The organism is Kistimonas ophiarachnellae, assembly GCF_057552235.1.
On sequence record NZ_BAAJPA010000018.1, the window covers coordinates 28,605 to 52,460 of the forward strand.

The 23,856-nt window shown below is 48.4% G+C and carries 20 protein-coding genes; 7 read left to right on the plus strand and 13 right to left on the minus strand.

What is annotated here, in order from left to right; all coding sequences use genetic code 11:
* Positions 1 to 245 precede the first annotated feature (245 nt).
* The 3 genes from AC27K1_RS18955 to AC27K1_RS18965 all read left to right on the plus strand — a co-directional run bounded on the left by AC27K1_RS18955 (position 246) and on the right by AC27K1_RS18965 (position 4,823).
* On the plus strand, positions 246 to 2,177 hold the full coding sequence (locus AC27K1_RS18955; protein ID WP_487152365.1) for a DUF5585 domain-containing protein: 1,932 nt from the start codon (positions 246 to 248) through the stop codon (positions 2,175 to 2,177).
* A 71-nt stretch (positions 2,178 to 2,248) separates the two neighbouring features.
* Entirely contained in the window at positions 2,249 to 3,934 is a 1,686-nt protein-coding gene (locus AC27K1_RS18960; protein ID WP_487152366.1) for a hypothetical protein, read from the plus strand.
* A 145-nt stretch (positions 3,935 to 4,079) separates the two neighbouring features.
* Positions 4,080 to 4,823, plus strand: a complete 744-nt coding sequence (locus AC27K1_RS18965) for an alpha/beta fold hydrolase (protein WP_487152367.1) — start codon at positions 4,080 to 4,082, stop codon at positions 4,821 to 4,823.
* Between the two features lie 78 nt (positions 4,824 to 4,901).
* On the opposite strand, the gene AC27K1_RS18970 is transcribed toward AC27K1_RS18965, so the two are convergent.
* The 4 genes from AC27K1_RS18970 to AC27K1_RS18985 form a co-directional block, all read right to left on the minus strand.
* Positions 4,902 to 6,290 carry an ATP-binding protein gene (locus AC27K1_RS18970; RefSeq protein ID WP_487152368.1) on the minus strand — a complete coding sequence of 463 codons (1,389 nt, stop codon included), beginning with the start codon at positions 6,288 to 6,290 and terminating at the stop codon, positions 4,902 to 4,904.
* Positions 6,281 to 6,958 carry a response regulator gene (locus AC27K1_RS18975; protein ID WP_487152369.1) on the minus strand — a complete coding sequence of 226 codons (678 nt, stop codon included), beginning with the start codon at positions 6,956 to 6,958 and terminating at the stop codon, positions 6,281 to 6,283. Before AC27K1_RS18975 ends, AC27K1_RS18970 begins: the two co-directional genes overlap by 10 nt.
* A 51-nt stretch (positions 6,959 to 7,009) precedes the next feature.
* The gene (locus tag AC27K1_RS18980) at positions 7,010 to 7,387 is read right to left on the minus strand and encodes a hypothetical protein (RefSeq protein ID WP_487152370.1); all 378 of its coding nucleotides are present in this window, start codon (positions 7,385 to 7,387) and stop codon (positions 7,010 to 7,012) included.
* A 180-nt stretch (positions 7,388 to 7,567) separates the two neighbouring features.
* Positions 7,568 to 8,209: a hypothetical protein gene (locus tag AC27K1_RS18985; protein WP_487152371.1), complete on the minus strand. Its 642-nt coding sequence runs from the start codon at positions 8,207 to 8,209 to the stop codon at positions 7,568 to 7,570.
* On the opposite strand from AC27K1_RS18985, the gene AC27K1_RS18990 reads away from it, so the two are divergent.
* Entirely contained in the window at positions 8,208 to 8,441 is a 234-nt protein-coding gene (locus tag AC27K1_RS18990) for a hypothetical protein (RefSeq protein ID WP_487152372.1), read from the plus strand. The genes AC27K1_RS18985 and AC27K1_RS18990 overlap by 2 nt on opposite strands.
* Here the strand turns inward: AC27K1_RS18990 and AC27K1_RS18995 are convergent.
* Positions 8,431 to 9,615 carry a hypothetical protein gene (locus AC27K1_RS18995; protein ID WP_487152373.1) on the minus strand — a complete coding sequence of 395 codons (1,185 nt, stop codon included), beginning with the start codon at positions 9,613 to 9,615 and terminating at the stop codon, positions 8,431 to 8,433. The two genes, AC27K1_RS18990 and AC27K1_RS18995, sit on opposite strands and share 11 nt — an antisense overlap.
* 258 nt (positions 9,616 to 9,873) lie before the next feature.
* Positions 9,874 to 10,800, minus strand: coding sequence for a hypothetical protein (locus AC27K1_RS19000; RefSeq protein WP_487152374.1), 927 nt, complete (start codon positions 10,798 to 10,800; stop codon positions 9,874 to 9,876).
* Between the two features lie 272 nt (positions 10,801 to 11,072).
* Here AC27K1_RS19000 and AC27K1_RS19005 point away from each other — a divergent pair, with 272 nt between their 5' ends.
* Complete coding sequence (locus AC27K1_RS19005) at positions 11,073 to 11,990, plus strand: hypothetical protein (RefSeq protein ID WP_487152375.1); 918 nt, start codon at positions 11,073 to 11,075, stop codon at positions 11,988 to 11,990.
* Positions 11,991 to 12,309: 319 nt separating this feature from the next.
* On the opposite strand, the gene AC27K1_RS19010 is transcribed toward AC27K1_RS19005, so the two are convergent.
* Positions 12,310 to 13,410, minus strand: a complete 1,101-nt coding sequence (locus tag AC27K1_RS19010; RefSeq protein WP_487152376.1) for a hypothetical protein — start codon at positions 13,408 to 13,410, stop codon at positions 12,310 to 12,312.
* Positions 13,411 to 13,472: 62 nt separating this feature from the next.
* On the opposite strand from AC27K1_RS19010, the gene AC27K1_RS19015 reads away from it, so the two are divergent.
* Positions 13,473 to 13,670 (plus strand): hypothetical protein, encoded by a 198-nt coding sequence (locus tag AC27K1_RS19015; RefSeq protein ID WP_487152377.1) that lies wholly within the window; start codon positions 13,473 to 13,475, stop codon positions 13,668 to 13,670.
* Positions 13,671 to 13,989: 319 nt separating this feature from the next.
* Here AC27K1_RS19015 and AC27K1_RS19020 read toward each other — a convergent pair whose 3' ends face one another.
* The 5 genes from AC27K1_RS19020 to AC27K1_RS19040 form a co-directional block, all read right to left on the minus strand.
* Positions 13,990 to 14,745, minus strand: coding sequence for a hypothetical protein (locus tag AC27K1_RS19020; RefSeq protein ID WP_487152378.1), 756 nt, complete (start codon positions 14,743 to 14,745; stop codon positions 13,990 to 13,992).
* Between the two features lie 58 nt (positions 14,746 to 14,803).
* Positions 14,804 to 15,397, minus strand: a complete 594-nt coding sequence (locus tag AC27K1_RS19025) for a glutamine amidotransferase-related protein (RefSeq protein WP_487152379.1) — start codon at positions 15,395 to 15,397, stop codon at positions 14,804 to 14,806.
* Between the two features lie 139 nt (positions 15,398 to 15,536).
* Positions 15,537 to 17,051, minus strand: a complete 1,515-nt coding sequence (locus AC27K1_RS19030) for a SpoVR family protein (RefSeq protein ID WP_487152380.1) — start codon at positions 17,049 to 17,051, stop codon at positions 15,537 to 15,539.
* Entirely contained in the window at positions 17,048 to 18,331 is a 1,284-nt protein-coding gene (locus AC27K1_RS19035) for a YeaH/YhbH family protein (protein ID WP_487152381.1), read from the minus strand. The genes AC27K1_RS19030 and AC27K1_RS19035 overlap by 4 nt, the downstream gene beginning before the upstream one ends.
* An 81-nt stretch (positions 18,332 to 18,412) precedes the next feature.
* Positions 18,413 to 20,335: a PrkA family serine protein kinase gene (locus AC27K1_RS19040; protein WP_487152415.1), complete on the minus strand. Its 1,923-nt coding sequence runs from the start codon at positions 20,333 to 20,335 to the stop codon at positions 18,413 to 18,415.
* Between the two features lie 613 nt (positions 20,336 to 20,948).
* On the opposite strand from AC27K1_RS19040, the gene AC27K1_RS19045 reads away from it, so the two are divergent.
* Positions 20,949 to 21,185, plus strand: coding sequence for a hypothetical protein (locus AC27K1_RS19045; protein ID WP_487152382.1), 237 nt, complete (start codon positions 20,949 to 20,951; stop codon positions 21,183 to 21,185).
* Positions 21,186 to 21,221: 36 nt separating this feature from the next.
* Here the strand turns inward: AC27K1_RS19045 and AC27K1_RS19050 are convergent, their stop codons facing one another.
* Positions 21,222 to 23,639: an autotransporter outer membrane beta-barrel domain-containing protein gene (locus AC27K1_RS19050; RefSeq protein ID WP_487152383.1), complete on the minus strand. Its 2,418-nt coding sequence runs from the start codon at positions 23,637 to 23,639 to the stop codon at positions 21,222 to 21,224.
* Positions 23,640 to 23,856 lie beyond the last annotated feature (217 nt).

Genomic DNA, 23,856 nt, shown 5'->3' on the forward strand with positions numbered 1-23,856 from the left:
CTTACACAAAAGACTCTTGACGCCAGAGAGTATGTTATCTCTTTCGACGTAACAACATAGTCAATGGCCAACACACACTGTCATGAACCCGATGCACATCCCGTGCGGTCAACGAGATAAACTTTTATACGTAAAACGCTGTCAATATCCCCTCTACCAGAAACTTTACTGCTGCCGCAGGTGTCAATTGAAGTCGTAGCGTATTGTAAACTTTAATCTGTGCGCATGAGGTATATAGCATGAGAATGCGAGATGCACTGCATTTTTACCAAGACCACCCTTTCACGGTTATCCTTGATAAAAGCATCAAAGAAAACAAATTCAGAAAAGATGATGAAGTTTGGCTTAATAATAGAAAAATAACCAAACTAACTAAACCAAACAATGAAACCGTAGAAACTCTTCAGACATCATTAAAAAATGAAATCACTATTCTGATAAGCTCTACAAACCTAAAAGACGACAGGTCATTAAAACAAATCACTACAACAACCATTACCGGTGCCAGTCTGATGAAATTAAACCAAGCTTTGAAAAAAGAAAAGATTAAAATAATAAAGGATAGAGCCAATAAACTAGATAAAACCATAGCAAAAAAAAACATCATGGAAACCCCATTTAATTTAAGGCAACAAATAATTGCAGCCGGAATAAATTCTCTACCAGGAAGCATTGAGAAATATCTACAGAGTTACACCCAGTTCGACATGCTAACCAAATATCTCATCATCGAAGGAATGGATCTTCCAAATAAAATAAAAAAAGAAGGGCTTGAAAGTGAATTTATATATCAGATTAAAGCATTCACCTTAGAGGCACTTAATCAATCCATTGAATTATTTAGCAAAACCCACGCTGCATTATATGCGTTGAGAGCAACATGCAAAAAAATTTCGGAAAATCAATGGAATGCAATAACTATTAGATATGACTCTGGACGAAAGTTCGCTGAAATAAAAGCACCTCCTGCACCTCCTCCCCCCAAAAAATCAAAAAAGACTCCGCCCAAGTTGGCCTTAATAGCGCCCAAGCCAACAGCTGGAGCGAATCCAACGCTTTACGCCAACATGCCAATACGTAGTCAACCGTCTGCTCCACAACCTGATTTCCCATATATTTCCAGTAACCCAATTGGACAACCGTCCGCGCAGCGACAACAAATAGCGACCCCTCTTCTGACAAGTAACCCTGGTATGGTGGTTACTCTTCCAATTCCTGTATTAACGCCTCAAATACCCTCAATTTATTCTGCAGCTTCATCACAACAGGCTCATGCAGTCAACATATCAACGATGCCAGCAGTGCCCCTTCATCCAGCAATAACCCATGGTGGTGGCACAGACATTCCAGCAACTGTCACCACAGTCGCTCCCTCTTACCAAAGTTCGTCTCCTGAACAACCAGCCTCCGGCGAAAAGGAATTTATACAAATAGAGGAAACCCTTACGCCTGAAAAAATGTCTCAACAAGGAACACCCATCTCCACGACACCAATTTCACAGATCCGACATGGTACGATAGCACCGCAAGAAATACAGCTTATAACCACCGGACAGCCAAGGACTACTTCATTCGAAACAACGCCTGTTTTTACACCTCTAACAACCTCAAACGTAGAAAGCATGATTGCGCCCGAAACACACGCGGTTTCATCACAACAAAGATGTGATACATCCACTTCCATACAGGCAGTGCAAGAATTCCCCTCTGTTTCAAGTCCACCACAGACCTGTACTTATGAACAGACAAGTGCCGCTACCCCAGTATCGCAACCGCCTACACTGATTCGCCCTGATTCTCCCTCTTCCCAAAGCTCAGCTTCTGACTCAAAATCCTCCGCCGAAGAGGAACTAACACATATAACGGGGGAAGGGAGCAAATTTTCTCAACAAGAAACAGCCATCATCGCGACATCAACACCACAGTCTTCATATCAAGCTTTAATGACACCCCAGCTGGTGTATAACACCCCAGGTTCCTCTGTGGCTCCAACACCCGCTTCGATAACTTTTTCACCCTATGTCATGTACGAACCAGCCAGTCTGGCAACAAACCCAGGCGACCCGGAAAGCCAAAATACGGATACAGAAATACCTTTCAGGACAAGCACTACACGGGACGCCGGATCTTCACCATCGACTTGCACAACCGAGTCGTATGAAAAGAGCAGCCAATAATGACATGACAGGGTATGGGAGGCAGCAGCCCTTTTACTTTCAGACAACCATTAATGTGAAGGTTTAACACTATGAGAATTAATGACGGTTATGACTACCAAAAACATCCACTCTACGACATTTATAACAACAGCATTCATGACAAAACATTTGAAGCGGATGATAAAATCTGGCTGGATCATAGAATATGCAAAATAGATAACCCACAAAAAGAAATCATCAAAGAAAAACAAAATCATATCAGGGAAGAAATCGCTGACCTGCTAGAAAAAACAGAAAAAAAAGAATTACTTACAGCACTGAATGACAGAATAGATATCATAAACGGGCGCCAGCTGAAATTCATAATGGATAACCTTAAACAACAAAGAGATACCAATATCACAAAAAGAATGAATTTATTGTCCGATACGATAACACAATCAACACTTGAAAATATCCCTTTCACGATACAAAAAGAATTAAATAACAGCAACCTGAATGCCCTGCCGAAAAGTCTTTCGGATTACTACAAGCATTACACCCACATCAAGACACTCACTAAATATTTCACCATAAAAGGCATGCATCTCCCGAAGACAATAAAATTACAGGAAGTAAAAGATGAATTTATTGATCAAATGACGGTGTTCTCCAATGAAACGTTATGCCAACAGCCTGCGTTGTTAAACAATGTCCATACGGCATTAAATGCGCTTAAGCATGCCTGTGAACAAATCAACGACGACGAATGGAATGCCATAACTATCGCATGGCCTGATGAGACCGGTCAATTAACTGAACACATTGAACATCCAGATCCGGTCTCCACCAGGAACCAGAACCCAAGTGGTGACGAGGATACAGAACAGCCAGGACCGAGCAGAAAAAAACAACGTGTCGTAAAAGAATCCACCCAGAAAACCAATGAACCTGCGAATACTATGCCGATAACCAGAACCTACCTCCAAATACTTCCAGCAACATTGACGCCAATACCAATTTTATTACAACCAGTCGGGACATTGTTTATTCCCGGAAATACAATTCCTCCTGCTATTACAACGTCGCAAGTTAGTGGTGATATATTATCACAATCTGCCAGAATCTCAGGTATTGCTACTGCTCCAACGACTAGCGACATCATAGTTACTTCATCGCCACCGGAAGCACAAGATCAAATGTCCACGGGACAGCCCGAACCATCGGAAAAACAAGACATTCCACAATCTCCAGAGACCGATTCGGTGCAAACCGAACCTGTAGGAACCGAGCAGCCTGCATCGTCATCACCGCCATCGACGCTTATCCACATTCCTGAACAGAATGGATCAGAAAATACTAACACTGTCATGATGGTGGCAAGTCGTAAGCCAGAAAGCACTGAGGATTCCAATACCGATGAATCGTCCCCGGATCAACAGCCATCCGCACCGACACCGACACCGACTGATTTAAGCCAATTAGAAATATTTCCCCAACCCGATCCAACAGCAACAGCCACTCCAACACCATTACCAGACAATACCACCTTACAGACACCTCAAGCTGTGGAAACACCCTTGCAGAACCCTCCAGAAACTCCGTTCATTACACCTTTATCACCACCATGGATTTTAACTCAAGAGTCTTCTAATACCCCGCCACCTCAAGCAATAGCTACAGAAACAAGAACATCCAAGACAGCGCAAGATTTGGAAATATTACAATGCTGCTATTGCGATCAACTTTTTCTCGATAAAGACAGACTGGAGCAACACCAGAAGAGTCCACACTGAAAAAACCATACAAACTTAAAAACAAACAAAAATTCATTTAACATACAATCTCAAGCCCCGTTAACGGTTGCTCCCATTGCGCGTTATTACATCCTTTCTTGCCCTGTTCCTCGCAGGTTGCTCCCACATCACAGACAGCCGCCACATGTTTTCGAACCTTGCCTTGCAGCCAGGTTACAGTGCCGGGGTTATTGAAACCGGATTATTCAAGTTGCAGACGCTGCAAGTTATCGATGGCAAGCAAAAAACCCTGCGTATATACCTTGAAGGCGATGGTCATGCCTGGGCCAGTCGGCGCCGACCTTCCCTGGACCCGACCCCCCATAACCTGTTACTCGCAGCGTTAATGCACCAGGATAACTTTCCAGACCGTGTTTATCTTGCCCGCCCCTGCCAGTTTGTGTGGAGCGAAAACTGCAAAATTCCGGTCTGGACCAGCCTCAGGTACAGCCAGCCGATGGTAGATACACTGAACGACGCACTGGATCAGCTCAAAACAAAAGGCCCCTATCAAAACATTGAGTTGATTGGTTTCTCCGGTGGAGGAACGCTTGCCTTGCTGCTTGCCGCCAGGCGGGATGATGTGCTCTCTGTCAGAACGATTGCGGGTAATCTGGATCCGGCATTCGTCAATGCCTTTCATAAAGTCAGCCCCATGCCTGACAGCCTTAATCCTGTCGACTTTTCCGGTCAACTGGCCACCATACCGCAACTGCATTTTATCGGTGGTAAAGACCGCGTCATTACCCCGGCGGTCTACGACCATTACGCGTCATTCTTTCAGCCAAAGAATTGTCTTTCACGCTATATGAACACTAACGCTGGCCATAATAAGGGGTGGGAAAGCGACTGGTCAGAACTTCTTCAAATACCCGTCCAATGCCGCTAAGCAGCTAACGACACTACCAACAAAATGTCACTGGCAAGCGTTGGTATTCCCCAAAAGAGAGTATCAGCCATAACATGCTCAGGGTAATACCAGACGGAACAGAGCGCCTCCCAGGTCCGACGTATCAATCACCAGTTTGCCGTCGTAGCTTTCCACCAGATCCAGCACAACAGCCAGCCCGATGCCCTGCCCGGGGCCCAGGCAATCTGCCCTGACTCCCCGCTTTAATACCCGTGCCCGTTGATCATCAGCCAATCCTGCACCGTCATCTTCAACGACCAGGACCAGATTGCCGGATTGACCTGTTCGCTCATCCACAGGCTTCACATATCCCCCGATGCGGACACGCTGGACACAAAACTTGAACGCATTTTCGAGCAGGTTGCCAAGGATCTCGAGACAATCATTCTCATCACCATAAAACAGACAGGCGGCATCCAGGTTTATCTGAAAATTAACGTGCTTATCCTTGTGTACCTTATCCAGCGTACGGCAAAGATCCTCGGCCAGGGGACGAATCTGAACCGCCTTGCGCGTCAGCCCCTGTCGACCGGTCACGGCACGGTGCAGCTGGTAGCCGATGATCTGGTTCATCCGGTGAATCTGCTGCATCATGGTCTGCCGCAAATCCTGCAGTTCATGGCAGTCCGGGCGTTTTTTCTGGATATCCAGCGTGTTGCCCAGGGTCTGCAACACCACCAGTGGCGTTTTCAGGCTGTGGGCAAGATCATCCATCGATGTGCGATATCGCTCCCTCTGGGTCTTTTCCGATATCAGCAAGGTATTGATGCTACCGGTCAGACACCGGACTTCTGAAGGAAAATAGCCATCCAGCTGTTCACGGTCGCCCGATTCAATCTCACGGATCTGCGCAATGACACGCCGAAACGGCTTGAGCGACCACCCGAGCGCCAGCCAGAACGTGACCAGGATCACCAGCGACACCAGCCCCATCCAGAACAACAGGTGATTTTCAAAAACACTGATAATATCGAAATAGCTCTGGGCGGGTACGACGGTCACAAAGCTATACCCGAGGGAATCCTGCCCCACCGGGACATCAATTTCGTAGACCAGGAAATCCTCACCTTCCAGCGTCAGTATGTTGAAGGTGACCCGTTTTTCCAGGTTGAAATCCGGTGCATAAGGGAGGCTCTTCCCCATGGTCGAAATGGACTGCCAGACCAGCTTGCCATCTTCGTCATAAATATAACCACGCAGCTTTTCACCGGGGGTATTAAAACGATGATCCGTCAGCGTATCCGGCATGATCAGTTGGCCATGTTCTTCACGGGCTGCTGCAGCCAACATGGCGTTGGCATTGGCTGCCAGCTGTTCCCTGGCGGCTTTATCCAGCGTTCGATTGAACGAACTGAGCACCGCGGCCAGCACCAAGCCCAAAAACAGCAATAACAGCAACGCCACAGCCAGCGTCATGCGGCCTTTGAGGGATTCAATCAATGCCATGGCAGGTCAAACCGGTACCCCTGGCCGCGCACCGTGACAATCGGATTCACACCCGCGTGTTTTTCCAGTTTCTTTCGCAGCCGGTTGATCAACACTTCCAGTACGTTGCTGTCCGCCCCGTGGTTATTGCCGTAGATCTGGTCTTCCAGGATCGTGCGCGATAACACCTTTTGGTGATTACGCATCATGTATTCCATCAGAACATACTCATAGGCCGTCAGGGACACCGGTTCGTTGCTGACCAAAAACGTCTTGGTCAGACTGTCAATGCTGAACGGCCCGACCTCAATCACCGGCTGGGAGAAGCCTGCCGAACGCCGGACCAGCGCATTCAAACGGGCTTTCAATTCCTCCAGCTCAAACGGCTTGACCAGGTAGTCATCAGCACCGGCATTGAGGCCATCGACCTTGTCACGCCAGTTACCCCTTGCCGTCAGAACCAGGATCGGCATGGCATTCCCCTGAACCCGAACCTGTCGGATCAAATCCAGGCCGCTGATGCCGGGCAGGCCAAGGTCGATGATGGCGACATCCGGATGGTAATTCAGCAGGTAGTACCGGCCTATCTCACCATCCGTGGCGCCGAGCGTGCTGTGCCCATCATTTTCCAGCTGATAGCGCAAATGGTGCAGCAACAGCTCTTCATCTTCGACAATAAGTACATTCATGATCCGGCTCCGGCGATCAACAGCTCAAGATAATCGGGATCCACACCGGGTTTAACGGAACGGCATCTGCTTGCAGGTATAGTAGGTTGCCCGGGGCTTGTCGTTGTAGTTCAAATCGATAATGCCGAACAGCAGCTTCTTGGGCGGAATATAGATGTGAACATAATTAGCGCCCCTGGCTTCGGCAATCGACAGCGTCTGTTCCGAATCCGCATAGAAACCGAGGAGAGCACCGGTATCGGTGTAACGCTGCAGCAGGCTCTGTTCAAGCGTTTCATTGTGAAGCATTCGGCACTCCGATACAGGTTCAGGTGGGAACTGGCCGATCAGGATCTCACGTCCCGTTTCGGTATAACGGGTTTGCGTCGTCAGTTTGGCACAGCCGGCAAACAGCAACGTCACCGACAGCATAACGAATAATTTTTTCATGGTGTCACCCTGGAAAGTTTGTCTATGTTGGGGGGAGCGAAAAGGGAGATAGAGCAGAACTGGCATCAGCTATTCTATGGCAGCTGATTGAGCCCGGAACCACGGCTCATCTCCACTACAATCCTGTCGTTTGATGTCAAGCGGTTAAACGACCTGATTCGATACGACAACTCACCGCTATCAGAAGTGGTAGTTAATGGCCAGGTAAGAGAGCTTCTGGTCTTTCAGTTTGAACTTATACTGATCACCGTCGATGTTAAATTTCACTGAATTGTTCATCCTGGTATAGCGATAGCCCAACTCTGCAGAAAAATGATCACCGATTTCTTGAATCAGACCCAGCTGAATACCGTACATCAAGGCGTTGTCTTTCCTGGATTGCTTCTCCAACGGTGCAACATTGGGTCCTTGATAAGTCCCCTTAAACTCCGCTTCCATCTGGTTCATGCCCAGCGTTCCACCGACGAAATAGTGGGTTGTCTCCAGACCAAACAGATTGTCCATATAATCAGCAGAGAAACTTAATTCGCGGTTGTCTATGCGGTCGGTTTCCTTATAGTCCACAACTGCCGGCGAACCATTGTTGTTTATTGCCACAGAACCTCGTTCACTGGCTTCTACGCCCCCGGCACCGAGAGTCGCATAAACGCGAATATTTTCGTTCAAATATTGCCCAAGCCTCAGCGCCCCAAAACCAGGATTATCCAGTTTGCCGGCAACATCTTGATCGCTTGGGTAAGTGGCTTTTTCACCATTTTCCTTAACCGAGATGTCTTGCTTGACAGTACCGATGGCGGCGCCGGCAAACCAGTCACCGGCCATGGCTGAAGAAGAAGCGGCTATACAGGCCGCAGTCAGAACGCTTGCTGTAAACGGTTTAAACATTACCTGCCCCCAGATTGCTATCTACTTGGTCTATGTTGAAAAACGGGCGCAGTATGTTGATAGAAACCTTAACGGTTCCTTAACGGACAGGGGAAAGGGTACAGACTCCCTTTACAGGAATTGGCGCCTGACAAGAATCAGCACATCAAAAAAAACAGTCATTCTTTAAACGCTTCAGTGTTCCGAAGGAGAGCACACTTCTCACCCGGCTGTAATTTGAAAATATTTTTCGGCCTTATTTTGATATGTTCAGGTATATGCATGCCATAACAGATATCCGCCTTACCCAAACCATCTTCATTGACAAAAACAATGTTTATATCAGGAAAGATCAAACTCAATAATTTCTGAAGATTCCTGGAACGATCATCAGCCACTTTAGCCATTGATGCGCATTCCTCATCTGATAAACCGTCATTCGCCGCCTTTATGAATTCCTTGTAATATTCATGATAGTAAACCAGGTAATTGTTGATACCTTTGCCACATAGGTGTTTTATTATTATCAATAAAAAATTATATTGGCCAAAGACATAAATTCTGCAGTCATGCAGTATATCCCCCACACACAAATCCAGTAATTCAGGGGCATCACCCCATCGATTACCGGCTGCGATAAAATCGACCGAGCGATTAAACAATGTGAAATCATCATAGTATGTTCCAAACGCAAAGAATGAATTACTGTCTTTGAACCTTTCAATTAACCGGGCAACATCCTTTATCGCTTTATCGGAAGCGTCATCACATCTAATATCCAGCGCAGGAAAATCGAACAACGATACAACATCAGGACAAAAACCACTTTCCGATAAGGATTGAATACTACCCACGGCTTCGTGCACCGTAACGGTAATCTCCGGCATATTTTCATAAAAGCGTTTGAATGATTCTAATAGATCCGATATTTCATCCGGCTCAATCAAGACAACATTAAATGTTGTATACCCTACTTCTATAAGACGTCCAATAGTGAACCATGTTTGTAACAAGCCCCCACAACCAAAATCCAGTAAATTGAACGCTCTGCTTCTGTCACTATTGTCGGCATGTTTAACAATCGCATCTTCCAGCAGTCTTCTTCGAACCATGTTTCCAGCCTGAGAGCAAGCGCACATTCTCAAATTCAGGGAGCGATGACGCCATTGCTCAGTAAAATCGAATTCTGGCTGATTCATATTGACTAAATACTTACAACGATTGGGCGCTGAAACAATAGTCATATAACTCGCCATCTCTGCTCCCCCGAATGCATGGCGACGTTTTTTTTGCGTGCCATCATCAACGGCAGGTATAGCAGATGCCGATTTTGAAGCAGCCTCTCTAATACCAAGATTTTCCATAACTATTATCCTGAAACGATACTGCCTGTTCAGATCAAAAAAATCCGAATTGCCGAGGGATACGGAAAAAGTTCATACACAAACCGCTTAACCCTGTTTTCATGCCCCGTGGTGATGTTTTTTTCGACATGCTGAAAAACAGGCGCAATCCTTACGGATTCCTTAACGGAAAAACCCTCTGCCATGAAGGGAAAAAGGGAACGCATGTTCCCTTGAAACAGGTGAGTTATTTGTGCCGGTCAGTCGGCTCAAACCACGTTACGGTGAAGGCGCAAAGCGTATCATCAGCCCATCACGGTTGCGCACCAGGGCGGTAGAAAAATCACCAGAGTCACTGTAACCCACAGCCCATACACTGCCCGTCAGCGCAGGGTCGGCATGAATGGCGCCCATACGGGTATAAACCGCTTTACCATGAGGAATGCTGAAACCCGTCAGGTGATAAACCACCTTACCAGCCTCATTGATACCGGCCTCTCTGGCCAGCAGATAAAACCCACCCGCATCCTCTGAGAGAGGCTGATGCCAGTGAGGACGGTCACGATGGTATTCAAGATAAAACCCTTTTCCCTGATCCGTCATCAGGTAATTATCCACATAATCATTCCCAAGTTGCATTTTCCAGACTGGATAGCTGTCATTGGGAAAAATGACATTACTGCCGGCATCAACCAGGGTTGCGCCATAATAGAGAAGTGCTTCGTCATCAGCCTCCACAACCGGTACAGTGATCGTTGTATTTTCACTGTCGACAGACAGCATGACATTGTCTCCGAGAATATTCTCATCCCCGCCAACATCACTGATATCTTTTAACCAGTCAGCGGTTATTTCAGTATGCTCTGGAATATCAACTTTTTGGCTGTGTTCCGCCACATACGCTTCCAGGTTTCGAGAGGTCTCTGTACAAGCCGCTTCAGTCAAGCCCGACGTTGGAGACACAAGATAACACGCGGTATTCTTGACATTCTGATGCAATCCTAATGTCGTCATATTTGAATCAGCCTGGTTGCCCTGACGATCGACCATCATGTTTTCAACCCATTGCAGGCTGGTATTTAATATTTCCGCAATCACTGAATGATCTTTTTCAAAAACAACATCATCACTGACTAATGGTACAGCATTAGCTGTTACAACAGAGAAGCTATAGAGAGCAAACAACGCAATCCTTATTGATTTCATGGCAGAACATCCTCGTAAAAATTACTATTTTTTAATACACAGGACTAATAGACATTTTCATAGCCGATTAGTTCATCGTAATGAGTGAAATATTCATGATTCGATTACAGGAGTCCGACAAACGTACAACTGGCATAAACCCGCATATAACTTTAAAAAATAACTGAAACCAATTAAAACAAATATCTTTAATTACTAATGAACCCTGCCAACAATAATTGTCTAAACAAATTGAACAGATAATTAGAATCAAATGTAAAAACGGAGTCCTCATGAAAATGACAAACATGAAAACGTATTTCGCAAAATATCGATCCCTATTCCTGACACTACTCATTTTATGCGGGCCGGTATTGTCTGATGCCTTACCTGTTGAATCGATTCCAGCAGATGGACTTGCACAATCCCGGACAATTGCATTTGCGGATGATGATTATGATACTTTCACTAAAAGCCTGCCTGATCTGCCAACCTATCAATATCCCTACGACTATTTACCGTCACTGCTTGCATCGCAGGGTAAACAATCCATCAATCTATTTGTTTATGGCAGTTTAATGGATTGTATGTCTGCCAGTAGAACATTGCATCCAGATACATTGAAGACCAGGAAGCTGGCTAAAGCTTACGGTGTCAAAACGATTTATAACCGATCCGTTCCATACACTGCTACGCCACACTGGGGAGAACCGGAAGTCCCTTATGCTATTGCGATGTTGAATACCGTTGTCACAGGAGATACCCAGGATATTGCTCTTGGTGTTTTGCTGGATATTCCCCTGGATGAAATACCAGCCCTGCTGTCCAGGGAAGTTGGCTATGACCTGAAACCTGTTATTGTTCAGGATTGGGTGGACTCAAATCAAAATGTTGCACCTGACCAACGGGCAGAAAGCTATAGTTTCGCGTACATTCTGAGTTCACCAACACCCAGTCAATACACGTCAGATCGATTACTCCCCAGAGAGGGCTATTATCAGCGTGTTATGGAAGCAGCAAGATCCAATGGTTCTGTTTTTTTTCAGCAATGGCTCAATAATACGTTTCTTGCTGATGGGGTTACCACCATTGGCCACTATGAGCTGGATAAAGAGAAAGTCGCTATAGAGTTTTGTACATCAGCCTGCCCACAACCGACGCTTTTCGTCAACGAGCCAACAGACAAAAACGAATGTCCGGCTCACTGGTAAGCGCTTTGATTCTATTGTCGGATCTACAAGATATGAGCCATACGTCGTACCTCCAGCGCATTACTGCCTTCCTTTTTTATAAGTGTGGATAATTCCTCCACTACGTGATTTGGGCATCCGCTAAAACAGGAGTTGATTAAGGGTAACTTTAACCATTACTTGAGACGTGAAAAGGTGTACAGACTTGCATTGGTAACGTTATTTATAACAGATGCCTGAGCCAACAGGAGAAAAACACATCCTGAAACTACGCGATTACGAGTTAGTCTTACAGACATTATTTTCCAGAAACCACTAAACCAGTATCTAAAACAGGTTACTATTTAGAAGTTGCGGATTTAGTTATTGGTTTAAAGCCACCACCCGGCTGCAACTGAATAATTCGTTCAGGGGTGACTTTGAAATGATCAGGTATATTCACACCATAACAAAAATGAGCCTTCCCCAAATCAGCCTCAGTCACAAAATCAATATTAATATTGGGAAACATCAGGTTAAATAATGTTTTAATATTTTGATAGCGCTCATTAGCTTCCTTAATTTTAGACTCATCTTGCTTACCCGATAGGTCGCCATCATCTCCTACCTTTAAAATCCGATCACAATAACGATAATAAATTCTATAGTCGGTAATACCCTGCGCCTGAAGATACCGTATTATATCCATTAATATGAAATGGTACTTATCACACACATAAATCCTGCATGGAAGGTCTTTCTTTATTCTCCCAACATATAATTGCAGATATCTCAAAAAACCTTCCCACTGATGCCCGCATCTCACTCGTTCAATTGAGCCCTCCAAAAATCTAAAGTCATTATATGGAGTTCCAAAAACAAATAACGGCTTAATATCTTTATACCTTTCTATTAACTGATTAAAATCCATTAACGCACGATCTGAAGCCTTATCATCTAATGAGTCTATCGCATCAAAATCGATAGCAGATATAACATGGGGAAAAAAATTTCCTGCTGTCACAGAAGCAATACCATCTGCCTTTCTCACTTTAATCATGACCCCCGGTATTTCTTTATAAAAATCACAGAACGCTTTCACCTGACTTGAAATATCACAAGGCTCAACCAATAATACTTCGAAACTTTTATATCCTTTCTCTATTAATCGCCCAATAGTAAACCATGTTTGCAATAATCCACCACAACCAAACTCAAGTAAACTGACTATTTTCCCTTTATCACTTTCAGTAATATTTTTGCAAACATAATCAACAATCTGATCTTCTAATATTTTTCTTCTCGTTAAATGTCCCGCCCGATCGCAAGCACACATCATTAGATTCAAAGGGTTATAACACAATTGATCTGATTTCCCGAATTCTTCTACATCAGGTTTATGGCTTAAATAATCACGTCGATAATTTTGATCTGAAACAATCCTCATATAGAGTTCTTTCACTCGACCATTAGCTTTATGATCTTCGTATTCTTGTATATTCCTATCATCCTTTGGCGAAGCCAGTGCTACTGAAGAAGCTACAGCAGCTGGAGGAGGCGGTTGCGGTTGCGGTTGCGGTTGCGGTTGCGGTTGCGGTTGCGGTTGCGGTTGCGGTTGCGGTTGCGGTTGCGGTTGCGGTTGCGGTTGCGCAATCAGGTTACCAGCCCTGGGGGCAACTGTTCGAATACAGCTGCAGCAACAGCAAAAGTGAAAAACCCTGACAATACAACGCCATAAACACGCACAAAATCCTCCCCCCGCTTGCCCGGGTCGCTGTTGGGGGGTCACCTTTTTTACATTCTGAGTACCCGCTACGGGTGAAGGGGGAATGGTACCGGGCGTAATTGGTTGGGATCCTGTTGCAGGTGTGAGCAAAATCGTACCCTATGAACAATGCTATTAAATTGAGATAAATAAAATCCTGATACAGATAAGACACGAGGAATAAAAAAAGTTCTCAGCTATCTATTCATAACCAATTTAAACAGTAAGAGTTTCTTGATAGGGCCGAATTCTTACAAGCGATTCCATTTCAGTAAATTATTCATCACGATGATCAGATGACTGCTGACCGTCATCCTCTCTCAGCTTTTTGGTTTTACGTTTCTTTGAACTCTTGCCACTCATTCGGTAACTGTCGATGGTCAGTAAACAATCCTTACTGGCGATTGCCGTCGTTGCGTCGGAAGCGCGCTTTTTCAGCGCCGCATGAAAAGAGCCGGGCGCTGCACGACCTGTCCGTTCCTTCTGCATTTTAGCCTTGGCTTTTTCGACTTTATCCGTCACCGCTTTCTTGTGTTTCTTATGACCCAGCTCCTTTTCTTCAATCTGGGAGATATACTTGGCCATGGCGCTGGAAGCCGCCTTCAGATCATAGTGTCCCATTTCCATTTTGGTCAGCTTGATATTGGTTTTCACCTGACGGTTGGAGAGGCTTTTGAGAACAACGGAATCATCCTGATCGCCTTTGCTGGCCAGTTTATGGCTAACCAGGAACAGGTTGATGGTTTTTTTATCTGCACCGGGAAGAATCGTCTGAATGCTTTTATAGAACTGGGCGTCCGGTTCCTTGCCGCGGGATTTAAACAGGGTATTTAACAATTGTTTGATTTGCCTGCTACTCAAATCCGGGGACTGTCCTCCCGATTTTCCGCCTTTATCGGCCAACTGACTGGTACCATCAGAAGATTTAACCGCATACCCTTTACTGCTGCCTTCCCCGGTGGAAGGCTTGGCCGTCACTGCAGACTCTTTGTAACTGGATGAATTACCGGTTCCAACACCTTTGATACTCATTGTCACCCCGATGTCCCTGAAGAAACGTCTCTTTTCAGCTTAGCAAGCACCCCATTCATCAAAGTGTCTGACGATGAAATACCTTGACCCGTTCGGCAAAATTTCGAAACAGGATATCCCCCGGCATGCCGGATATTTCCGGATGAAACTGCACACCAAACTGCCTGTCGGCAGGACAGGCCATAATTTCAACGCCGTAGTGAGAAGACTTTCCCAATAGTCGGAAATTTTTCGGCAAGGTCACTCCCTCACAGTGATCAGCAGCAAAACAGGTGCTCGCCTCAAGACCCGTAAGGAAAGGATGCTGCCTATCCAGTAATTCAACCGTTTCATACTGACGACGCTCCTCGCCCCGATAGACAGTCGCACCATGACGCAGTGCGATTGCCTGGTGCCCCAGGCAAATGCCAAAAACCGGCATTGTGAGATGGTCGATGAAGGTAAATTGCTCAAGAAGTGTCTGATGAATGGCTGAATCAGTGAACAGGCGCGGGCCACCGGATATGACGACCGCTTCTGACTGAGAGCTGAAGTCGTGCTCATTCGCCTGTTCAAGCTGGACGCACTCCGCCGTGATACCCAGCGTTTCAAGGATTTCTATAATGTCAGGTACTTTTCGGCTGTTGCAGTCGATGACAGTCCATAAGCGCATTGCTTCACCGTTCCCCCTGCTAAAACGCGTTTTTTCCCGCTTTACAATAGTCTAGACCGCGAATATCCCGGCAGGTTCCCGCCAATAACCAACAAAAAAGCCGGGACAAGCCCGGCAAAAACCTCAAATCCCGACTGAATCAGGCCGCTTTATGCGAATCTGACTCCGGTTGCGGGTAGGTGGCGAGGATTTCGTCACCGTCGACGGATTCCAGCTTCACATCAAAACCCCAGAGAGACTGCACGTGTTTGACCACGTCCCGGGTACTGCGCTGGTCCAGCGGCTGGCGGTTATGCATGAAATGCCGTAATTGCATGGAACGGTCACCCTTCACATCCACGTTGTAGACCTGGATGTTGGGCTCGATGTTGCCCAGGTTATATTGGGCCGCCAGGGTTTCCCGCAGCTGCCGGTAGCCTGGCTCGTTATGGATCGCACCGACCTCCAGGTAAGGGTTGGTATCATTATCCGTAATGGAGAACAAACGCAGATCCCGCATCACCTTCGGCGACAGGTACTGGAGGATGAAACTTTCATCCTTGAAGTTCTGCATCGCGTAATGGACGATTTCCAGCCAGTTGTCGCTGCCGGCAAAATCCGGGAACCACTGGCGATCTTCCTCGGTCGGGTTCTGGCAGATACGACGGATATCCTGGAACATCGCGAAACCCAGCGCGTACGGGTTGATGCCGCTGTAGTACGGACTGTCATACCCCGGTTGGAACACGACGTTGGTGTGCGACTTCAGGAACTCCATGATGGAGCCTTCCGTGATCAAGCCTTCGTTGTACAGGTCATTCATGATGTTGTAGTGCCAGAACGTTGCCCAGCCCTCATTCATGACCTTGGTCTGCTTCTGGGGATAGAAGTACTGCCCCAGCTTGCGCACGATGCGGATGATCTCTCGCTGCCAGGTTTCCAGCAACGGTGAGTGTTTCTCAATGAAATAGAGGATGTTCTCTTCCGGATGCTCCGGGAACCGTTCCTCTTGTTTTTTCTCCTCACGGAACGTTTTCGGAATAGTGGACCAGATATCGTTCAGTGTCTGCTGGATATAGACTTCCCTATCCTTCTGACGGTTCTTTTCTTCTTCTGCAGACAACGGCCGCGGTCGCTTGTAACGATTGACGCCGTGGCTCTGCAGCGCATGACAGGCGTCGAGCAAATCTTCGACCGCATCAATACCGTAACGCTCTTCGCACTCGGAAATATAGCGCTTGGCGAACAGCAGGTAGTCAATGATGGAATCGGCATCCGTCCAGGTTTTGAACAGGTAGTTCCCCTTGAAGAAGGAGTTATGGCCATAGCAGGCATGGGCGATAACCAGCGCCTGCATGGTCATGGAGTTCTCCTCCATCAGGTAGGAGATACAAGGGTTGGAGTTAATGACAATCTCATACGCCAAGCCCATCTGGCCACGCTGGTAGTTGGCCTGGTTACTGAGGAAATGTTTTCCGTAGGACCAGTGGCTGTACATCAGCGGCATGCCAGTGGACGCATACGCGTCCAGCATCTGCTCCGAGCGGATCACCTCGATCTGGTTCGGATAGGTGTCCAGCTTGTAGCCTTCGGCAATACGGGCAATTTCCTTGTCGTATTTGTCGAGTAACTCAAAGGTCCACTCGGGACCGGTCGAGAGAGGTTCTTTTCTCATGCGGTAGCCTCCCGCTTCTCGAACAGCTCACGGAATACCGGGTAGATGTCTTTCGCCGAACGAATATGGGACATGGCAAACTGGCCTTCATATTCGCTTTCCACTGACCGGTATTCATGCCACAGGTTCTGGTGGTGGCGGTCCGTGATCTCGATATAGGCGAAATACTGGACCAGCGGCAACAATTTCTCGCGGATCAGTTTGGTGCACTTGGGCGTATCCGCCTCCCAGTTGTCACCGTCTGAGGCCTGGGCCACGTAGATGTTCCAGTCTTTCGGGTTGTAACGTTCTTCAATGATCTCGCTGGTCAGCGACAACGCCGATGACACAACGGTACCGCCGGTTTCACGAGCATAGAAGAAATCATGTTCATCACATTCCCGGGCTTCGGCATGGTGGCGGATAAAGACGACATCCACCGCCTTGTAGTTCTTCTGCAGGAACATATACAGCAGGAAGAAAAACTTCTTCGCCATATCCTTGATGTCGCGGGTCATGGAGCCAGAGACGTCCATGACGCAGAACATCACCGCCTTGCTCGACGGCATGGGCACCCGGATCAGGTTGTTGAACTTCAGGTCGAAGTCATCAATGAACGGCAGCCGCTTGAGCTTGCCATTCAACGCCGCGATACGTTCACGCAGTTCTTTGGCGCGCGCTTCATCAGTCCCCTCGGGACTGACCTCCATCTCGCGCAGTTCACGCTTGAGGGCGCGAATCTCACGACGCTCTTTGCCGCCCAGGGCAATCCGGCGGGCATGGGCGCTACGCAGAGAACGCACAACGTTCAGCCGGTCTGGCGAACCTGCACTGGTAAAGCCGGCCCGACGGGTCTGGAATTCATTACTGTCCTTCAGATCCTTGCGGACCATGTTGGGCAGTTCGAGGTCATCAAACAGGAATTCAAGGAATTCATCCCGGTTGATCTGGAATTCGAAATCATCCATACCGCCGCCGCCATCGCTGGCGTCGCCGTCGCCGGAAGCGCTCCCCCCCTGCTTGTCCGGTCGCTTGAAACGGTCGCCGGTATCAAATTCCTTGTTGCCGGGGTGTACCTGTTCCCGGTGTCCACCCTGGCCGTGATGAAAAAACGGCTCAGACAGATCCTTGTTGGAAATACTGATTTTTTCGCCGCTCTCGGTATCCGTGATAGAGCGGTTGTTAACGGCGTCATTCACAGCGCGGCGTATATGGCGGCGATAGCGACGCATGAAACGCTCACGGTTCACCGTGCTTTTGCCTTTGCTGTTCAGGCGCCGGTCGATAACGATACTGGTCATAATACGGCCCCGTGCGAAGTAGATAGAATGCGGTAACACGGTGACGTGAGACGCTCGTCGTCCCACGTCACGTGTCAGGCATTACTGGGACTTACGCACGCGGATATACCATTCACAGAGCAGGCGGACCTGCTTCTCGGTATACCCGTGTTCCATCATCCGTGACACGAAGTCGTTGTGCTTGCGCTGCTCGTCCTGGCTACCCTTCGCGTTGAAGGAGATCACCGGCAGCAGGTCTTCGGTATTGGAGAACATCTTCTTCTCAATGACCGAACGCATCTTCTCGTAGCTGAGCCAGCTCGGGTTCTTGCCTTCATTGTTGGCGCGGGCGCGCAGCACGAAGTTCACCACCTCGTTACGGAAGTCTTTCGGGTTGGCGATACCTGCCGGCTTCTCGATCTTCTCCAGCTCATCGTTGAGAGAAGAGCGGTCGAGGATGTGGCCGGTATCCGGATCACGGTATTCCTGATCCTGGATCCAGAAGTCCGCATAGGTGATGTAACGGTCAAAGATGTTCTGACCATACTCGGAGTAGGACTCCAGGTACGCGGTCTGAATTTCCTTGCCCAGGAACTCGATGTACTTGGGTGCAATGAATTCCTTCAGGAAGCGGACATAACGCTCGGAAGCTTCCTGCGGGAACTGCGCCTGCTCGATCTGCTGCTCGACCACGTAGAGCAGGTGAACCGGGTTGGCCGCCACTTCACTCGGGTCAAAGTTGAACACCTTGGACAGGATCTTGAAGGCAAAACGGGTGGACAAACCATCCATACCCTCGTCGACACCGGCCACGTCCTTGTACTCCTGCAGGGACTTGGCGTTCGGATCGGTATCCTTCAGGCTTTCACCGTCGTAAATCCGCATCTTGGAGAAGACGTTGGAGTTATCCGGCTCCTTGATACGGGACAGCACGATGAACTGGGCGAGCATGCGCAGGGTATCCGGCGCACAGGGGGCTTCGCGCAGCGAGCTGTGCTCAAGCAGTTTTTCGTAGATTCGGATCTCTTCATCAACCCGCAGGCAGTAAGGCACCTTGACGATATTCACACGGTCAATGAAGGCTTCGTTGGTCTTGTTGTTACGGAAGGTTTGCCATTCTGACTCGTTGGAGTGAGCCAGCAGGATACCTTCGAACGGAATCGCACCCAGACCTTCGGTACTGTTGTAGTTACCTTCCTGGGTTGCTGTCAGCAGTGGGTGCAGGACCTTGATCGGGGCCTTGAACATCTCGACGAATTCCATCATGCCCTGGTTGGCACGGCACAATGCGCCGGAGAAGCTGTATGCATCCGGATCGTCCTGGGAGTACTCTTCCAGCTGACGGATATCGACTTTACCCACAAGGCTGGAGATATCCTGGTTGTTTTCATCACCGGGCTCAGTCTTGGCAACCGCCACCTGGTTCAGGATGCTCGGATACAGTTTAACGACACGGAACTTGGTGATATCACCGCCGTATTCGTGCAAACGCTTAACAGCCCAGGGCGACATGATGTGTCGGAGATAACGGCCGGGAATACCATATTCTTCTTTCAGAATGGTGCCGTCTTCGGCTGAGTCAAACAGCCCAAGCGGGGATTCAAATACGGGAGAACCCTTGATGGCATAGAAAGGCACCTGCTGCATCAGCTGCTTCAGGCGTTCTGCCAGGGAGGATTTACCACCACCAACGGGGCCTAAGAGATAAAGAATCTGTTTCTTCTCTTCCAGACCCTGGGCGGCATGACGGAAGTAGGACACGATCTGCTCGATCGCCTCTTCCATGCCGTAGAATTCTTCAAACGCCTTGTAGCGCTTGATGATCTTGTTGGAAAAAATACGACTTAAACGCGGGTCGCGGGAGGTATCTACCAGCTCCGGCTCCCCAATGGCCATCAGCATGCGTTCCGCTGCACTGGCGTAAGCTCCGGGGTCGTTCTTACAGAGTTCCAGATACTCCTGCAGGCTCATCTCTTCCTGAGCCGTGGAGTCATAACGATCCTGGAAATGTTGGAATATTGACATACTCACCACCCGTCTTTCCTGAATGAATCTCTGGTTTTTATAAACCGGATGTGTACGACGTGCCGGGCGTGCATCCAGCCCCACTCCAAACTTGTAAACAATCCTTCCCGCGCTGTCCCCGACCGTCAGTTTCACGCCATGGTTGGGCTTCACCGTCCCCTCTTCCATGGCATACCGTTTTGTTTTTTCACCGACATCGCTGGTTATTGTTATTCGATGTCACTTTCAAGGTTAGGGAAAACACCCTCGGAAAAACAGTCTGTTTCTTCAGGTTTTTCTGTGGGATACTGGGAAAATTGTGACAAACATCACAGCCGCTGAAAGCATATTCTGCTGACGACTTCATCCTGAAAATAATCTTTTTTCTGGTACTTTCCCGCCAATTCATCTCATCGCAAAAAACCGGTATTTTCTTTTCCGTCGTTTTTCCCTGACGTCATACGCTGCACACGAACAGCATTCAAATCACCCTTGATTCTCTCTGACAGCACAACGGGAAGGTCACAGAAACTTCACCGTTTTGGTCAGCCCTTCAGACTCCCTTGTCATAGCATTGAGCCTGTGAATCGTGAACTATGGACACTCTCTCAAACAGTAAAACCGGAGAGCACCGGTGAGCAAGAATGATCCAGACCCTGACCCTATCAACCGATCAGTTTTAATTGCACGAATGAAAAAAGAACTCTCTGAAATTCGAATCTCTCTACTTGAGGCTGCCACTGACTATCTAACGACAATGACTGAGTTCTCTGAATATAACGGTAGCGAAAATACCGAAGGGGAAACGCGCGAGTATTCACCAGAAACCGGCAAACGATCGAAACCGCGTGACAGTGAAGAAACGACCTGATCGCTACGGGAAGTGACAAACTTCTTGCCCACGCCGTTAAAAAGTCCAGGAAAATTCACCGCTTATCTGCTGCGAAAGCGTGTGTCTGGACGCACTCACACCATAGCGCACCGTACTGTTAACTGCCTTACTAACGACCCGCAGGCCGATATCGGCTTCAACACTGTACCAATCTCTGCGAACACCTGACTGCCTGAGCCTGAATGCCGGCTGATCGTTGCGCCACACAGTGACCGGCAAATCCCGATCCCCCCATGATGGTACAAAACGGAGTCGGATGTCCGGCATCACGGCAACCTCAGGGTGGCGCGTCGTGAACGGATCAACAGAACTGACGGACAGACTCAACGGTAGCTGCCAGTAGGTCTGTGTACTGCTGCCATTGCCATAGACCTGCCCCGATTGCTGATCGATAACCTCGGCGCCGTGTTGACGGGTATGCCAGTAGGACAGACCAACACCCGGCGTCAATCTCCACATTGCCAAATCCACGGGTAGAGACAAACCTGCCTGCCCGCCCAATATGTCGATTTCGCTCTCCGATTTCAGGCTGGCTACCCCACCGTATTGGTGCAACCGGTGATCAGAGTGCAGAAGAATCAACGCCGCTGACGCCTGCACGTTTTCCAGGAAGAGATTGCCAAACAGCGAACCTCCCCGATAATCGGCATGACTTGTAGCAGGCCGGGCATCTCCCCGGGCATCCATGTCGCCATTGCCATTCCAAAAACCCAGTCCCCAGCGTCCATGACCCCATTCATGTATGAATCCGATCGCCAGCCCACGGATATTGGCTTTGTAACCTGCCTGTACGCCATCAATATCCAGGTCTTTGGCTCGTGTGTGCACATAAAAAGGCAGTAGCCAGGGGGCAACGTCTGAATCTGCGGCATTGCCACAATCCGGAACAGTATCAACACCCATAGCGCGACGCGGGTTGTGACACGCACCAGCCCGGGTTATGCCCGCCAATAGCAGGGATGCCAGGTTCTGATCAATCATCGCCACAGGCAGCCTGCGCGTTAATGCGACATTGGAAAGCGTCGGGTCAATGACCGGTTCAGGTAATGGCGCATGGTGTGTCAGGATGCCATACAGATACCCGTCACTTCCCTCGTTCTGCTGTTTTAAGGCAAGTGAGTAGTTGTCCTGATCGGTTACGGCCGTGAGTTGGGCGAGGTTCAATGCTAACGGGCTGTCAGTAATATCCTTTTTCACTAACAGGTAAGTGGCCTGCTCACCTTCCTCCATCAGGGTATTCACATGACCTAACAGGGTTCCATGCCCCTGAATCACAAAATTGCCATCACGTTCAATGGTCAGGGGCGCTATCGGCAAGCCACTGCCTACCCGGTTCACATCTGACAGCGGTAATGCCCATACGCCCCCATTGACGAAATCCAGCATCAGCTTACCGCCACCGCCGAGGGTGGAGCCGTGACCGGTTGTCCACCTGGCGTCCGGCTTATGAAAATGCAGCCGGAATACGCCCTTGCTGGAAGCTTCCACAAACTCACTGTTGATATGCGATCCACTGTCCAGATCCAGGATCAGCTGGTTGTATTCGCCCTGGATACTGATCTTGCCATTAATGTTGATGACCTGCGGATTGGGCTGTGACGAATGGATGCTGCTGCGAGTTGTCAAGGCCATGGGCATATCAGGATCATCAGCCACCGGCGTGATCGTGGAAGGGGGCAACAGATACTGGGATGAACTCAGGGTCTGTATCGCACACGCGTCATCACTGGCTGTAAGAGTCAGCGCGTTATGAATATATACGATACTGTTCCAGCCACTGATGCCCGCGGCCTCCGGTCCCGACACCCGGATATCCGTCACACCATTGAGCGTCACTACGCCAGGCTTGGTGATGTGCCTGACAAAAAGTCCCTGGGCATAGCCGCCTTCTGCCGTCACGAACAATGGTCCATCAATCGTGACTGCTCCCGGCAGGGAACCGATCGCCTGGGAGAAATACCCCTTTACATCGATTGTGACAGGCCCGTTGATATGGATACCCTCGCCGATCAGGGAAGACAGCCCCTCGACCTTATCACCCCGCCCCTTAATCGTGACCGGCCCCGTGAGCATCACTTCCCCCCCATCACGGGTACGTATGCCCCCCATATACGATTTGAGCAGGTTAATCGTCAGATCATCCACCGCACCGGTAATATAGCCCCGCTTGTCCGCAAAGAAGGCTGCGGAACCACGAAGGTCAGAGTCGTAATTCATCGTCATACTGCCTGACAGCGTGACCGTGTTACCAGCACCATAAGAAACAATGCTGTCGGTATAAATTCCCGAGGAGTAATTGTCGGTATCAATGCCCGAAGCACCCGATGAACAATACCCATAAGGAATAAGTGTCCTGGGCAAGAGTAACAGGGCAAACGCCAGACACCGGACAGCAACAACATTGCCCCAACCTGCAGTCGTACCTTTATGCATCACTCATCGAACGCTCTGATAATAGCGTCCGATGAATATAGTTGATGACACTTGATCCGGGCTCTATTTGAATCAGATATTGCTGTTGGAGTCAGAACCCATGACCTGGCCGTTTGCGCACACGCCCAGTGCAGCCGACAAGCTTCGCCGGACAAGGGTTTCAAGAGATGCGATTGCGCAAGCAATACTGACTTCCTGCAAAGTCCCCTGTCTGCAT